This is a genomic window from uncultured Enterococcus sp., assembly GCF_913775425.1.
GTDB lineage: Bacteria > Bacillota > Bacilli > Lactobacillales > Enterococcaceae > Enterococcus_G.
On record NZ_CAJYIS010000054.1, the window covers coordinates 1 to 14,297 of the forward strand.

Here is a 14,297-nt window from a genome sequence, read left to right on the forward strand (position 1 = left end):
ATACAATGCCCATAAACGCAATCCAAGCCAAACGAAAACCTATTGGCATTCTTTTGCAGCAATTTTTATTAGCACTTATATTACGTTGGGGATTTTATTACTGGCAGGTGCGGTATCTTTTATTCCCTCACAAATCGTACCAATCACGGGAATGATCGCTAGTAATTCAATGATTGCGATCGGCCTATGCTATCGTCAGTTAGCTTCTCAATATGAAGATCAACGCCAACAAGTTCTAGAAAAATTAGCATTAGGAGCGTCGATTAAATTAGCTTCACAACCCATTTTACGACAAAGTATCAAAACGGCGATGCAACCGACGATCGATTCAGCGAAAACGGTGGGACTTGTGAGTCTGCCTGGAATGATGTCGGGATTGATTTTTGCTGGGCTTGATCCAGTCCATGCCATCAAGTATCAAATCATGGTGATGTTTATGTTGCTATCGACAACAAGTTTAGGCTCAATCATTGCGGGGTATTATGCATATAAAACGTATTTTACGAAAGACTATCAGCTAAAATAGTAGGAATTCCATTGCTTTTTTTAGACTGAAATTATAAGATAGAAAAGAATTCATAAAAATAAACGCAGTGATAAAGGAGAAGCGACATGTCAAAAGGATTTTCAGTGAAAACAGTCGTGGCAATCGGGATTGGTGCGGCAGTATATGTGATTTTAGGCCGTTTTGTAACGATTCCAACAGGTATTCCAAATACGAACATTCAAACAACGTATCCTTTCCTAGCTTTAATGGCAGTTTTGTTTGGTCCCGTTGCCGGAGGATTGATCGGTTTGATCGGTCATGCGTTGACTGATTTTACAACGTCTGGTGCTCCTTGGTGGAGTTGGGTCGTTTGTTCCGGTATTTTAGGTGTAGTATTCGGTCTAGCTGGTCGTAAGTTAGATTTGGCACACGGTGTCTTTGAGAAAAAAGGGATCATTTCATTTAATATTGCACAAATTTTAGGAAATCTAGTGGTTTGGATCATCATCGCGCCAACTTTAGATATCTGGATCTACAGTGAACCTGCTAGTAAAGTGTATACACAAGGGGTAATTTCAGCGCTAGTCAACATTCTATCTGTTGCCATCATTGGTACGATTTTAATGAAAGCTTATGCTGCAACGCAAACAAAACAAGGTAGTCTAAAAAAAGATTGATCTTGAGAAGCTGAAAACTCAGGACGAGTAACTGAGTTTTCGGCTCTTTTTTAGGTAAAGGAGAACAGATGAAAAAGCCTATTATTGAATTTAAACAGTTTACATTTCAATATTTTACGCAAGCAGAACCAACGCTACAAGATATCGATGTTACGATATACGAAGGCGAAAAAGTTTTGGTAATTGGACCTTCTGGTAGTGGGAAATCCACTTTTGCTCATTGTATTAATGGTTTGATTCCCAATCAATATGAAGGTGAAGCAAAAGGAGAATTATGGATCAACAATCGCCAAGTTTTTCAAGATTCATTATTTGATCGTTCTTTTGAAACATCGACAGTGTTACAAGATACTGACGGTCAATTTATTGGTTTGACAGTGGCAGAAGATATCGCTTTTGCATTGGAAAATGACGAAAAACCCGTGACCTATATGAAGGAACAAGTACAAAAATGGGCAGAAATCGTTGATGTCGATCACTATTTAGCACATCGACCACAAGACCTTTCTGGTGGACAAAAACAACGGGTCTCAATGGCAGGAGTATTGATCAACGAAGCACCGATCTTGGTTTTCGATGAACCGCTTGCTAACTTAGATCCACAGGCTGGGCAAGAAGCGATTGCTTTGATCGACCAAATACATAAAGAAAATAAAACGACTATTTTGATTATCGAGCATCGATTAGAAGAAGTATTGACTCATGAAGTCGATCGTATCTTACTTTTTCATGAAGGTGCGATTGTAGCAAATGTAACACCAAATGAACTACTCGCATCGGCAACTTTAAGTGCATATGGTATTCGTGAACCCTTGTATATCAGTGCGTTAAAATACGCGGGGGTTGATTTGACCACCTTGGACCAGTTGACACCTTTATCCAAAGTGTCTCATCCTTTAATTCATGAAAAATTGACGCAGTGGCAAAAGCAGTTAGATGAAAAAATACAATCACAAGACACAAAGCCGCTATTAACCTTACGTGAGTTTAGCGCAGGGTATCTCAAAAATCAGCCTACTGTGAAACAAATCAGTCTGACGGTCAATCGTAAAGAACGTATCAGCATCGTTGGAAAAAACGGAGCCGGAAAATCAACGCTGATCAAAGCCATCTGTGGCTTTTTGCCAATTCAAGGAGAGATCATGCTAAACGGTTGTTCGATCAAACAAGCATCGATTAAAGAACGTGCGGACCACATCGGTTACGTGATGCAAAATCCTAATCAGATGATTTCACAAAAAATGATCGTCGATGAAATTGCCCTAGGATTAGTGTTACGTGGTGTTGAAGAAAATGTAATCAAAGAAAAAGTCGACCGAGTATTAAAAATCTGTGGACTGTATGCATTTCGTAATTGGCCGATTTCTGCACTTAGTTATGGGCAAAAAAAACGAGTGACTATCGCTTCGATTTTAGTACTAGAACCAGAAATTATTTTATTGGATGAGCCAACAGCTGGACAGGATTTTTATCATTATACAGAAATGATGCAGTTTATTGATCAATTATCCGAACAAGGCAACACGATTATTATGGTAACGCACGATATGCATTTGATGTTAGAATACACAGATCGGGTATTGGTGATCGATCAAGGGCAGTTGTTAGCGGATACGACGCCAGTCGATGTGTTGACAGACAAGCTGTTGATCAAACAAGCATCGTTGGCTGAAACCAGTTTATTTACACTAGCCAAACAGTTTGAATTAAATGATCCAATCGCTTTCACGCATCAGTTCATTACACATGATCGGAAGGTACGTAAACAATGAATCAACAAACATTAGGGTATCACCCGGGCGAAACAGTCATCCATAATGTGAATGCAACAGCTAAATTAGTTTTTTTATTAGTAACAACGATTGCCTGTATGACAACGTATGACACGCGCTTTTTATTCGTTATTAGTTTGTTTTCACTAGGTCTATTTAAATTCTCGAGTATCAAATGGCAACAAGTATCATTTGTAGTCAAATTTATCGCATTCTTTTCTGTTTTAAATTTAGTCGCAGTATATGTGTTCCAACCAATGTATGGAGTGCAGTTATACGGAAGCGAACATATTTTGCTAAATGGTTTCGGCCGCTTCAATTTGACACAAGAAGAAGTCTTTTATTTATTTAATTTATTGTTAAAATATTTTTGTACGATTCCACTTACATTGATTTTTTTATTGACAACAAATCCAAGTTCATTTGCAGCTAGCTTAAATCAAATTGGCATCAGCTATAAAGTCAGTTATGCTGTTTCTTTAGCTTTACGCTATATTCCAGATATCCAAGAAGACTTTATGAATATCTCGCAAGCTCAACAAGCCCGTGGGTATGAAATGTCTAGAAAAGGAAGATTATCCCAGCGGATCAAAGGAACAGCACGTATCGTATTGCCGTTGATTTTTTCAAGTTTAGAGCGTATCGAAGTCATTAGTACAGCAATGGAGCTCAGACGGTTTGGTCAGAAGAAAAAACGAACATGGTACGTTTCACAACCATTTAAAGCAATCGATTATATCGTGATTTTAGTTGCATTAATGATTCTTGCAAGTAGTATTGGCTTATTCATGGTAAATCATGGTCGTTTTTACAATCCGTTTTGATGAGAGGATCCGTTCAAATATCAAGTGAAGTGGAGCGTAATGATGATGAAACAAAAAACAAGCAGACCGTTTAGTATGTTCAAAAAAACAGCACAACACTTGTCGCTAGGATTAGCAGGGGTAGTTGCAATTTTTGGTGTTCGTCAAGACGAGCAAGTGATGGCATTAGAACATGAAAGTAAACACACCGGAAAGCAAAATGAAATCAAAATGGATACGCAAAAGCTATATATGTATCAAAAACAAACGAAGATTCCTGCAGTAACAGAACTCGCACAGAAAAAAACGCGGATCGTAGCTTCAGCACCTATTTCTTCAAATAATATAAAACAAGAATCAACTGATGTTGGATCTCTTCAAAACAGTCAATCGACTAGTAATAGTCAAAGTGCGGTTCAATCGACGAGTTTGAAGACGATGGAGAGTACAAGTCAAAAAGCAAGCGAGTCTACCAGTACACATTCAGCAAACGATCTATCTCAAAAAAACAGTCAATTAAAAGTCAGTGAATCTCAAAGTCAAAAAATGAGTGAAACAAGCTCTTCCTCACTTTTGTTAGCAGAAGAAAAACAAAGTGGCTCGACAACTACTAGTGAATCTACAGCTTCTAGTAAATCAAGCAGTGAAAGCAACTATTCACCTTTTGTGATGAGTGTGATGAACTCGCAGTCGCTTAGTTTATCGGTTAGCGAATCTTTAGTGCATCCTAATAGCACGAGTCAAGAGACGAGTGAACTGGTGAGTGATTTTTTACAAGACGATTTTGATCTTGATTTTTGGCTAAGCTAAAGTTAGGGGAACCTTAACTTTAGCTTTTTTATTTTTTAAGGAAAGTTTTAGTTATTCGTGAATTTTCGAACTTTTGTTGAAAAATAAAATATTTCTCGCTAAGATAAGGAAGAATAGAAAATGAAAACTAAATAAAACTTGTTAGGTGAGGCTCCTATACAAACATAAGCTATTGTTCAGAAACGTCGAAAGACGCCAATGGATGAAGCAGAAATTGTCGAATTAAGGCTTTTTCAAAATAGCTAAGGATATTTCCTTTACGTTGTATAGTGCTAAAACTCGGACGAAGAGATTAGATGAAGTCGTAGTCAGCTCCTTGTTCGGTGGGGGACTGACTTTTTTTATTGCGTTGAAGCATAAGGAGGTAGACATGTGCGACGTGTAAAACAACTAGATTGGGTTTTACTCGTACCTTATTTAGTATTATCGATTATCGGGTTATTGGAAATTTATAGTGCCAGTTCTTATCGCTTATTGGTAAATCATCAAGCGGCAACGAGTCTATTGATCAAACAATTCATATTTATGTTATTAAGTTGGTTTGTGATTGGGGTAACATATTCGTTGAAATTACGTTATTTTTTACAGTATCGCATCGCAAAAATTGGGATCATCGTATCATTAGTAACGTTGATCATGGTCAAAGTCGGTCTATTTGCGGTAACTGTCAACGGGGCACAACGCTGGTTGTCGATTTTTGGCTTTCAGTTTCAACCAGCTGAGCTAGCAAACTTAGCTTTGATTTTATATTTGGCTTATGTCTTTCGTTCGGCTACCTCAATTCCTAAAAAATTACTTCAAACAGTACTGATCGTCATTACCATGGCTATTCTTGTTTTATTTCAGCCAAAGATTGCTGGAGCATTTATGATTTTGTTTATTGCTGGGATGATGTTTTGGGCAGCTTTACTTCCTTTCAAAAAAGGGGCGATGATCGCAGGTGGAGCGACTTTAGGTCTGGTTCTAGTAGCTGGTGGCGTTTTATTTTTAGGAAGTCATGATCTATTACCTGGGATTTTTGCGCATGCATATGAACGGATCGCATTGGTTAAAAATCCTTTCTTAGATGAACATGGTTCGGGGTATCAAATGGCTAATTCTTATTATGCACTTTATAACGGAGGACTATTTGGACGTGGGATTGGTAACAGTATTACCAAAAAAGGATATTTACCAGAATCTGAAACAGATTTTATTTTTTCGATTTTAACAGAAGAGCTAGGATTAATCGTAGCGCTAGGTGTGATCTTATTATTATTTGGTTTATGCTTACGATTGTTTCAACTGGCAACCAAAACGGCTAATCAACAAGCAGCGCTTATTTTATTAGGAATCGGCCTGCTGATTTTTTCGCAAACCTGTATCAATTTAGCGAGTATCTTAGGATTTATTCCCATGACGGGTGTGCCATTACCTTTTATTAGCTATGGCGGAACGAGTTATTTGATCTTATCTTTTGCGATTGGATTAGCTTTAAATATTTCAGCGAATCAAAAGCGAGGTGGTTTAGATGCGTAGCGCTCGTCGCAATGTTGAAAAAATAAACTATGCATTGTTTTTACCGATTTTTTTATTGCTGCTGATCAGTGTTTGGGTTCAATATCAAGCAGCTGTATTAGATGGAAATCCAGTGAAATCGATTGTCATTAAACAACTTATTTTTGCGATTGGAATGTTATGTATTTTATTTGGTTCAAGTTTGATTCCATTTCGCTTGTTTATCAAGTATGCATATTGGTTGTATGGATTATCATTAATTCCGATGATGTTATTGCAGTTTTTTTATGATCCTACGATGTATCAGTTGACTGGAACGAAACGTTGGTTACATTTAGGACCGATTACATGGCAACCTTCAGAGTTGGTGAAGATCACGTTTGTATTGGCTGTAGTATTACTGACGATCACCTTAAGGCAAGAGAAAGTCCGCTACACGTTAAAAGAAGATTTAATTTATATGGCTAAAATTTTACTGCTCGCTTTGCCAACATTTTTACTGATGTTTTTACAAAGAGATTTTGGTACGAGTATCGTATTTATTTGGGCATTGATGGCCATTTTTGTCATCGCAGGTGTTGATTGGCGGATTTTACTGACTGGCTTTTTAGGTGTCGCACTAGCAGCGAGTGCATTATTGTTGTTCGTATTTACAAAATGGGGACAAGAAATCTTATATACGTTACATTTTAAAGAATATCAATTAGATCGAGTTCGTGCGTGGATCGATCCCTTTGCTTACAAAGATACGATTGCTTATCAACAGGTTCGTAGTATGTTAGCGACAAGTTCAGGTGGAGTCTTTGGTCAAAGTCTAGATGCCCAGTCGATCTATGTGCCAGTTAGAGAATCGGATATGGTCTTTACAGTCGTAGCAGAACGTTTTGGATATTTAGGTAGTTGTGTGGTCTTGTTTACGTATTTTTACTTGTTCTATCAAATGATTATGACAGGATTAAAAACTAATCAACGCGCCAGTTTGTATTATTGTGTAGGATTTATCTTTATTTTATTGTTCCAAGTATTTGAAAATATCGGTGCCGCTATTGGGATTTTGCCATTAACTGGGATCCCATTACCATTTTTAAGTCAAGGCGGGACTTCTTTGCTGACAATCGGGTTAGGGTTAGGGATCATTTTGGGGATGAAACCAAAACAGAATAACTGATCATAGAGAAGATCTGAAAGGAAGAAAGAATGAAAATTTTTCGTAGAGTACTTATTGGTGTTGTCGCAGTTGTATTTATAGTCGCAGGATATATTGGAATCGAATTTTTTATGGGGTACCAAGCAGCAAAAGAAGTAACCGGATCACAAACGAATGCTCCGAAAGTGGTCAAACGTAAAGATATCCCTGATATTTTACAAGTCGCATTAGTAGGATCTGATGCTCGTTCCCTAGATGAGAATGGCCGTTCGGATTCATTGATGGTCGGACAGTACAATCAAAAGACCCACGATGCAAAATTGGTATCGATCATGCGCGATTCTTATGTCGATATCCCAGGGTATGGTGAAGATAAAATTAATGCAGCTTACTCATACGGAGGCTATCCTTTATTACAAGAAACACTGAAAGATAATTTTGCGATGGATGTACCTTATTATGTGACGATTACATTTCAAAGTTTTATCGATTGTGTCAATGAGATTTTTCCGAATGGAGTGACGATCGATGCTGAAAAAGAAATGGAATTAGACGGTGTTGAGATTCATCCTGGAGTTCAAAAAATGGATGGCAATACGTTGTTACAATATGCTCGTTTCCGTGAAGATGAAGAAGGTGATTTTGGCCGTGTGAGACGTCAACAACAAGTCGTAACGGCATTAGCAGATCAGGTAAAAGACGTCACCTCGATTTTGAAATTACCAAAGGCAGTTGGAAAATTGATGGGAAGTATTCAAACAAATCTACCGCAAAGCTTTTTAGTTGAATGCGGGTTGGATTTTGTTCAAGGAGAGGTAAAAGAGATTAATACATTATCTGTGCCTGTAGAAGGTAGCTGGGATTTCAATGACGATACCCCTTCTGGTAGTGTATTAGAACTTGATCTACAACAAAATCAACAAGCAATTAAACAATTTCTAAATCAATAATCTCCTTACAAGAATGATCGTCAAATGAATGGTGAGATTTAGTCTAGATAGCTTAAACTAGACGTAGAGCTTAGTTATGTTTAGGAGGAATGAGCATGTGTACAGCAGCAATGATTGAATCATTACAAAAAAATCCTTATTGGGCAAGAACCATGGATTTTCCGATTGACTTTTTTGAAAGTGGTGGAGAAGTTCTTTATATGCCAAAAGACAACCCACTAGACATGTTATCTGGAACGATCACCGCGAAATATGATTTCTTTGGTATGGGATTGCCTAATTCTTATATGATGATGGATGGTATTAATGAAGTTGGTTTGACGGGAGGATTATTCTTTTTTGAAGAAGCGACTTGGGCAAATGAAACAAGTTTGAAGAAAAAAGATAAACTTCCAGTGGTATTAGATGAACTCGTTTCTTATTTCTTAGCACAATGTCAAACCGTTGAAGAAGTTGGCGCATTAGCATCACGTTTAGCAGTGATTGAAAAAAGTACAATGCCAGAAAATGGATTGACACCACTTCACTTGATGTTTGCCGATGCACATGGTCATGCCATCGTTTTAGAACCAGTCGAAAATGGTGAATTTACGATCCATTACCAAACAACAAAAACGATGACCAATAGTCCGACATATGATTGGCATGTCACGAATCTTAGAAATTATGTCAATCTATCTGATTATACGATTGCTCAATCGCAAGTCGGTGAGCTTGTGATCAAAGATATCGAGAGCGGTTCAGGACTACTAGGATTGCCAGGTGATTACACTAGTCCATCACGTTTCATCAAAATTACGATGTTGACGAAAATGATGGATAAGGTCAATGATGAACATGCGTTAAATGCTCTATATACCGCATTTCATTCTGTGATTATTCCAAAAGGTATTGAAAAAGATACGCCGACAGTTGGCGATTCGACTTCTTATTGGGTGGGATATGATATCAAAAATCGCACGTTACAACTGTTACCGATCGCTTCGCAAACTTTTACGACCGTATCATTAGCTGAATTAAGTGCACAATTTGGCGACAATACGACTCATTTACCGATCAATTTGACTGAAAATCTTTACCATCACCTAGTTGGCGAATAGAAGAAAAGAGGCTGTGACAGAACTCTATCACAGCACTAAAAATGAATAAATGGTGTTCCAAAAGTAGCCCTACGGAAATAAGCCGAATCATGTCGATAATAGGTTCACCTATTTCGATTATGATTCGGCTTATTTCTTGAATTTGACCACTTCTGTCACAACCTTTTTTGATTACCAGCTGAAACTTTCGTAATAGATTTGTTCTTTAGTGATGCCGTGATCGATTAAAAATGCTTCATAAGCCAGATTCATCGCCATCGGTCCGGCAATCAAGTAAATCGCATCTTCATGTAATGGAACATGTTCTTTTAGTTGGTCTTTTGTGAACCGTCCTTTTTGAAGAAATAATGTCCGATTTTGTGCTTGATCCCATGTTTCAAGTAGTTCGCTTTCTAGAAATTCTTTTTCTTTTTTGATTGAATAAAAGAAGTACATCGTTTTTTCTTTAAATTCCGATAAGATAGAAAAGAAAGGAACAACACCGATCCCACCGCCGAGTAAGACGATTTCTTGTGCGGGTTGTGTCTTTTTGATCATATCGTGTAAGACACCATAGCCTTTTGAGAACGTTACAGGTGTGTTGGAGGTGACGTTGGCTAATTGCTGAGTGTAGTCACCTACAGTTTCAATCAATAATTTGATCGATCCAGCTTGACGTGGGTCATTGGCTACAGAAAATGGGTGCGGCTCCTTTAGTCCTTGGATCTGTGGGAAGGATAAGAAAATAAAATCACCTGACTGGACTTGTTTTAACGATGATCGAGGTGCTTTGATCACGACTTCTAAAATAGTGGGAGCGACAAACGAAATCTCTTTGATCACACCAGGCATTAGGGAACGATTGGTAATCAGTAAATACCATGCATAACTTGCAAATGTCAAAATTGTATAAAGTGTCAATAAAAAGAAAAATAGTGGTAGTGTACGTAAATAGTCAATCAACCACACATGGACATAAACGACTAACGTTGCGACGATATTGAGTCGATGTAACCAAACGGAAACTTCATGTTTAAATATTTTTTCTAAACTTTTTTTGATAAACGCTGCAATTTTCACGCGACTAGTAAACCAACCGCCTAAAAAAAAGAGTGAATATACAATTAAACCGGTAAACACATACAACGAAAAATCGCCACTTGTTTTGATCCATCCAGCTGATGGAGATAGATATTTGTGTAACCAAGCTAAGAGCAAAGCGAAAATCGATAACATCCCATGGACCAGATACATGTCTGGTAGACCGATACGTTTATCTAACCATTTTGGCTTTGTGGCTAAGTAGATCACAGCAAGCATCCATGTATAGGCGATCAAACCAGCGTTGATCCCGAGTTTTTCTCCTTGATATAGACTAGGCAGTTCTTGATAAATCGCAAATAATAGCGGTAACGGCAAAGTAAATAAGATTAAAAGCCATAAACTATTCACACGAAAGCGATGACTGTGTATCATAAGTGATCCCTCCTTGTTGGAATTGATAGGTGTGATGTTCGTTTAGATAAACGATTCCAGTCAATTTTTCTTGTTTGATAAAGGTTTGAAAATGTTGATCATCCGTGGCGAGACCTACAGTGGCCCAACAATCTGCTAAAGAAAGATAAGGAGCCAAAACAGTAACTTGTTGTCTTAAATCACGACCGCTGGCAACATGCTGCCCGCGTTTTGTGTTACCAGAAGTAGCAATCGCTCCATTTTTTAAAGTATAGGTTGCGATGATTCCAGTTTTCGTGGGGTGTTCGATCCCGATCTTCCAAGAAAAATCGACCTGTTCTTTTGCGCCTACTTGCATATCACCACCGCCATTAATAGAAGCTGCGATTAATTGATTGGTATCTAGTAATGGTTGTAAGTAACGAAAAAATGCTTCCTCGATCGCCCAACCTTTGACTAAACCAGTTGGATCGTATGTTCCGCTATAAAAAGGATCAAAAATACCTGCGCTTTTTTCTTGCATCAATAAACATTGTGCAAAGATTGCTTGATATTCCTGGTTTTGAAGCAAAAATGTAGGCACGACTTGTCCCATTTGTGGATGTTGACGAACGAAACTACTTTCTAAAAATGGTGAATAGTCACGATTGATACGGGCTAAAAATTGATCGATTTGATCGATTGTTTCTTTTTTTAAATATGGATCCAGAGGCTTTGTAGTCACCAAGTGAATCGTAAATGGGATCGTCATGTGAGATAAAACAGTAATGTCATAGCAAGGTTCCATACAAATCCCTCCTTTAGCTTAATGCTTGATTTAATGCATCTTGCAGTGAACCGGTAAATCCGTTATAGGTTTCTGTAGCACCAGAAACCAATTGGATCGAACTTGATTGGGCATCGATTGCTTCTTGTTTATACGTAGGGAGAACTTGTTGGTTGATTGATTGTGATTTGCGATCACGAGTGGGATAAGACAATACATCGACATTAGTCAATTGACCATTTGCAATCGTGATTTGTACTTGTACATCGCCCCATCGTGTACTTGTACATCGCCCCATCGTGTACTTGTCGCGCTACCAGTATATGTCCCATCTTGATACCCAGAACTAGAAGCTGTAGTCGTTTGTGTATTTTCAGCAGTTTCTTGTTCTGTTTGAGTTTGGGATGTATCTTGACTAGTAGTCGTTTTTTGACTCGTAGTACTTTGATTTGTAGCCGCTTGTGTAACGTTTGCAACTGTTTGAGTTGTGGCAGCTTGCGTATCGGTATCCTTTTTGATTAAGGTAAAATACGTATCGGCTAGAATAGATGCTCCTGTTAGTGTGAGGAGCATGATTTTAGTAGGTAAATGTTTCATGTTGATTCCTCCTATAAATATGATAAATTTAGTATATCCAAGATTCATCACAAAATTGATGGAAAAATATCAACAAAGTATCAACAAACTCTTAAGAATAAGTAGGAGCAAGCTTATGAAATTGAAACAACGTCTGTATCTCTCAAATGTCATCATGATCATATTGCCGATTGTATTTGTCTTGGCATCAGGCTATTTGATTTTTTTTACAGTCAATCGTCATTTTGGTCAAGAGTTCTATCAACATTGGCGCGAAAATGCGACTTATTTTAAATTAACCGAGTCGATCGAAGAAATAGGGAAACAAAAAAAGACCACAGATCTGACCCAACAGTTACAAGAAATGTATGAAAAAAAAGGCTCTAAGCAAGTCGAAGTGTTTTATTTTGATGACCAAAATCAATTGGTTTGGAAAAGTGAACAAGAAGTTGATTCGGTCGTTGAACAAGTTTTGGCTCAACCGATGTTAAAGCAAGTCTCTTTTGATCAACGTTTGATCGAAAAGATTCCTTTCCAAAAAGGGACCGTGATCGTAGTCAATAATGCGTATCATGCAATGATTGAAAAACAACTGTTTGAACACAAAGAGCTATTGCAAAAACTGATTTGGATTTCTTTATTGGTCGCGCTATTGTTAACAGTGATTGCTATGATGGTGTTTGCGCGTATCCTCTATCAACCGATAAAAAAAGGATTGTCTGTATTGATCAAAGGGGTCGATACGATTAGCCAAGGTGAGTTGGATTACCGCATCGATTACCAAACCAAAGATGAGTTTCAAGAAGCCATCGATAATTTTAACCAAATGGCCTCACGTTTAGAGATTATGGTGGAGCAACAACAGCAATTACTAGAAAATCGTAAAGCGCTGATTGCTGGAATGTCTCATGATATTAAGACACCTTTGACTTCGATCAAAGCATACGTCGAAGGATTGGAACAAGGGATTGCTCAAACTCCAGAACAATATGCACGTTACTTACAAATCATTACACAAAAAACGAATGAGTTGAACCGCTTGGTTGATCAGTTGTTTCTATTTTCTAAATTAGATATCGGTGAGGAAACAATTCATTATGATCAAGTCATCGTCGACGATGCTTTACGTGCGTATATTGTCGAACATGAATTAGAATTTCAAACAAAAGAACTTATAGTAAAACTCGATCTAGCAGCACCAACTACCAAAGTATGGATCGATCCACAACATTTGCGTAATATTTGGCTGAATCTCTTTGAAAATAGTCTAAAATATGCACGTGTGTCGCCTGTTGTGATTCATTGTCAAACTAAGGTCGAATATGATCAGCTTTTAATTCGGATCGAAGACAATGGACAGGGAGTCGAGCCGACACAATTACCGTATCTATTTGATATATTTTATCGTGGTGATCAAGCACGAACTAATCCTGGTAAAGGTAGTGGGATCGGTTTAGCGATGGTGAAAAAAATCGTTGAGTCCGCCAATGGAACAGTCTCAGCTTATCTCACAGGAGTAGGTGGATTAGGGATTCAGATTTTATTTCCACAAGATAAGGAGGAGGGATTCGATGGAACAAATTTTAATTATTGAAGATGACGAAGCGATCGCGATGATTGAAAAAGATTTTTTGGAAATCAATGGGTATCAAGTGACAGTTGCATTAGATGGAGAAACAGGCTTGAACTATGCGACGAAGCAATCGTTTGATTTGATTATTTTAGACATCATGATTCCCAAAATCGATGGATTAACGATCATGAAGACGTTGCGTTCACGTTTAATGATTCCAATTTTGTTTGTTACGGCCAAAACAGATGAGATCGATCGTTTACGCGGACTAGGTATTGGGGCAGATGATTATATTTGTAAGCCGTTCTCACCTACAGAATTAGTTGCACGCGTCAAATCCAATTTAGCAACTTACGATCGACTCAAGCAACAATTTAATGCCGTACCGATCCAAAATGAATTAGTCGTAGGTCCGATACGAATTCAACCACAAGCGTATCGATTGTGGGTAGCTGATCAGGAAGTGACGTTAAAACGTAAGGAATTTGAATTATTATTATTCATGATGGAACATGTCGACCAAGTATTAAGTAAAGAACAATTGTATGATCGTATTTGGGGTGGAGAATCTTTTGGTGATTTACGGACGGTAGTTGTTCATATCAATCGATTACGTGAAAAAATCGAACGCGATCCTGCACAACCCAAACACATTCAAACGGTTTGGGGAGCAGGCTATAAATTTATTCCGTAAATGAGAAAATT

General features: G+C 37.9%; 15 protein-coding genes and 1 riboswitch. Of the genes, 11 read left to right on the forward strand and 4 right to left on the reverse strand.

Annotated elements, in window-relative coordinates:
• From fetB to QZ413_RS05690, 9 genes are all read left to right on the forward strand, one after another.
• Nucleotides 1–526 (forward strand): ABC transporter permease (fetB, locus tag QZ413_RS05650; protein ID WP_297077379.1); only part of this gene is annotated, 526 nt, incomplete at its 5' end.
• 86 nt (nt 527–612) lie between these two features.
• Nucleotides 613–1,164 (forward strand): ECF-type riboflavin transporter substrate-binding protein, encoded by a 552-nt coding sequence (locus tag QZ413_RS05655; protein WP_297077380.1) that lies wholly within the window; start codon nt 613–615, stop codon nt 1,162–1,164.
• A 68-nt stretch (nt 1,165–1,232) separates the two neighbouring features.
• Nucleotides 1,233–2,936, forward strand: coding sequence for an ABC transporter ATP-binding protein (locus QZ413_RS05660; RefSeq protein ID WP_297077382.1), 1,704 nt, complete (start codon nt 1,233–1,235; stop codon nt 2,934–2,936).
• Nucleotides 2,933–3,760: an energy-coupling factor transporter transmembrane protein EcfT gene (locus QZ413_RS05665; RefSeq protein WP_297077384.1), complete on the forward strand. Its 828-nt coding sequence runs from the start codon at nt 2,933–2,935 to the stop codon at nt 3,758–3,760. The genes QZ413_RS05660 and QZ413_RS05665 overlap by 4 nt, the downstream gene beginning before the upstream one ends.
• A gap of 42 nt (nt 3,761–3,802) precedes the next feature.
• Nucleotides 3,803–4,549 carry a hypothetical protein gene (locus QZ413_RS05670; protein ID WP_297077387.1) on the forward strand — a complete coding sequence of 249 codons (747 nt, stop codon included), beginning with the start codon at nt 3,803–3,805 and terminating at the stop codon, nt 4,547–4,549.
• A 130-nt stretch (nt 4,550–4,679) separates the two neighbouring features.
• A riboswitch (M-box (ykoK) riboswitch) is annotated at nt 4,680–4,847 on the forward strand.
• Nucleotides 4,848–4,921: 74 nt separating this feature from the next.
• Nucleotides 4,922–6,067 (forward strand): FtsW/RodA/SpoVE family cell cycle protein, encoded by a 1,146-nt coding sequence (locus QZ413_RS05675; protein ID WP_297077388.1) that lies wholly within the window; start codon nt 4,922–4,924, stop codon nt 6,065–6,067.
• Entirely contained in the window at nt 6,060–7,214 is a 1,155-nt protein-coding gene (locus QZ413_RS05680) for an FtsW/RodA/SpoVE family cell cycle protein (RefSeq protein ID WP_297077390.1), read from the forward strand. Before QZ413_RS05675 ends, QZ413_RS05680 begins: the two co-directional genes overlap by 8 nt.
• Before the next feature lie 29 nt (nt 7,215–7,243).
• Nucleotides 7,244–8,143 (forward strand): LCP family protein, encoded by a 900-nt coding sequence (locus QZ413_RS05685; RefSeq protein ID WP_297077392.1) that lies wholly within the window; start codon nt 7,244–7,246, stop codon nt 8,141–8,143.
• A 95-nt stretch (nt 8,144–8,238) separates the two neighbouring features.
• On the forward strand, nt 8,239–9,243 hold the full coding sequence (locus tag QZ413_RS05690) for a linear amide C-N hydrolase (protein WP_297077394.1): 1,005 nt from the start codon (nt 8,239–8,241) through the stop codon (nt 9,241–9,243).
• Nucleotides 9,244–9,414: 171 nt separating this feature from the next.
• Here QZ413_RS05690 and QZ413_RS05695 read toward each other — a convergent pair whose 3' ends face one another.
• From QZ413_RS05695 to QZ413_RS05710, 4 genes are read right to left on the reverse strand one after another with little or no spacing between them, the layout of a single operon-like run.
• Entirely contained in the window at nt 9,415–10,698 is a 1,284-nt protein-coding gene (locus QZ413_RS05695) for a ferredoxin reductase family protein (RefSeq protein WP_297077396.1), read from the reverse strand.
• Complete coding sequence (locus QZ413_RS05700; protein ID WP_297077398.1) at nt 10,667–11,464, reverse strand: FAD:protein FMN transferase; 798 nt, start codon at nt 11,462–11,464, stop codon at nt 10,667–10,669. Before QZ413_RS05700 ends, QZ413_RS05695 begins: the two co-directional genes overlap by 32 nt.
• A 13-nt stretch (nt 11,465–11,477) precedes the next feature.
• The gene (locus tag QZ413_RS05705) at nt 11,478–11,741 is read right to left on the reverse strand and encodes an FMN-binding protein (protein WP_297077401.1); all 264 of its coding nucleotides are present in this window, start codon (nt 11,739–11,741) and stop codon (nt 11,478–11,480) included.
• Entirely contained in the window at nt 11,672–12,040 is a 369-nt protein-coding gene (locus QZ413_RS05710; protein WP_297077403.1) for a hypothetical protein, read from the reverse strand. Before QZ413_RS05710 ends, QZ413_RS05705 begins: the two co-directional genes overlap by 70 nt.
• Nucleotides 12,041–12,155: 115 nt before the next feature.
• Between QZ413_RS05710 and QZ413_RS05715 the strand changes: the two genes are divergently transcribed.
• Together QZ413_RS05715 and QZ413_RS05720 are read left to right on the forward strand one after the other, a co-directional pair.
• Nucleotides 12,156–13,613 (forward strand): HAMP domain-containing sensor histidine kinase, encoded by a 1,458-nt coding sequence (locus tag QZ413_RS05715; protein WP_297077405.1) that lies wholly within the window; start codon nt 12,156–12,158, stop codon nt 13,611–13,613.
• Nucleotides 13,591–14,286: a response regulator transcription factor gene (locus QZ413_RS05720; protein ID WP_297077407.1), complete on the forward strand. Its 696-nt coding sequence runs from the start codon at nt 13,591–13,593 to the stop codon at nt 14,284–14,286. The genes QZ413_RS05715 and QZ413_RS05720 overlap by 23 nt, the downstream gene beginning before the upstream one ends.
• The last annotated feature ends 11 nt before the right edge of the window (nt 14,287–14,297 follow it).

Excerpts from the sequence above, each read along its gene's own strand:
- QZ413_RS05655 (WP_297077380.1), top strand. The coding sequence starts at position 613 with ATGTCAAAAGGATTTTCAGTGAAAACAGTCGTGGCAATCGGGATTGGT.
- QZ413_RS05660 (WP_297077382.1), top strand. The coding sequence starts at position 1,233 with ATGAAAAAGCCTATTATTGAATTTAAACAGTTTACATTTCAATATTTT.
- QZ413_RS05665 (WP_297077384.1), top strand. The coding sequence starts at position 2,933 with ATGAATCAACAAACATTAGGGTATCACCCGGGCGAAACAGTCATCCAT.
- QZ413_RS05670 (WP_297077387.1), top strand. The coding sequence starts at position 3,803 with ATGATGAAACAAAAAACAAGCAGACCGTTTAGTATGTTCAAAAAAACA.
- QZ413_RS05680 (WP_297077390.1), top strand. The coding sequence starts at position 6,060 with ATGCGTAGCGCTCGTCGCAATGTTGAAAAAATAAACTATGCATTGTTT.
- QZ413_RS05685 (WP_297077392.1), top strand. The coding sequence starts at position 7,244 with ATGAAAATTTTTCGTAGAGTACTTATTGGTGTTGTCGCAGTTGTATTT.
- QZ413_RS05690 (WP_297077394.1), top strand. The coding sequence starts at position 8,239 with ATGTGTACAGCAGCAATGATTGAATCATTACAAAAAAATCCTTATTGG.
- QZ413_RS05695 (WP_297077396.1), bottom strand. The coding sequence starts at position 10,698 with ATGATACACAGTCATCGCTTTCGTGTGAATAGTTTATGGCTTTTAATC.
- QZ413_RS05700 (WP_297077398.1), bottom strand. The coding sequence starts at position 11,464 with ATGGAACCTTGCTATGACATTACTGTTTTATCTCACATGACGATCCCA.
- QZ413_RS05705 (WP_297077401.1), bottom strand. The coding sequence starts at position 11,741 with ATGGGGCGATGTACAAGTACACGATGGGGCGATGTACAAGTACAAATC.
- QZ413_RS05710 (WP_297077403.1), bottom strand. The coding sequence starts at position 12,040 with ATGAAACATTTACCTACTAAAATCATGCTCCTCACACTAACAGGAGCA.
- QZ413_RS05715 (WP_297077405.1), top strand. The coding sequence starts at position 12,156 with ATGAAATTGAAACAACGTCTGTATCTCTCAAATGTCATCATGATCATA.
- QZ413_RS05720 (WP_297077407.1), top strand. The coding sequence starts at position 13,591 with ATGGAACAAATTTTAATTATTGAAGATGACGAAGCGATCGCGATGATT.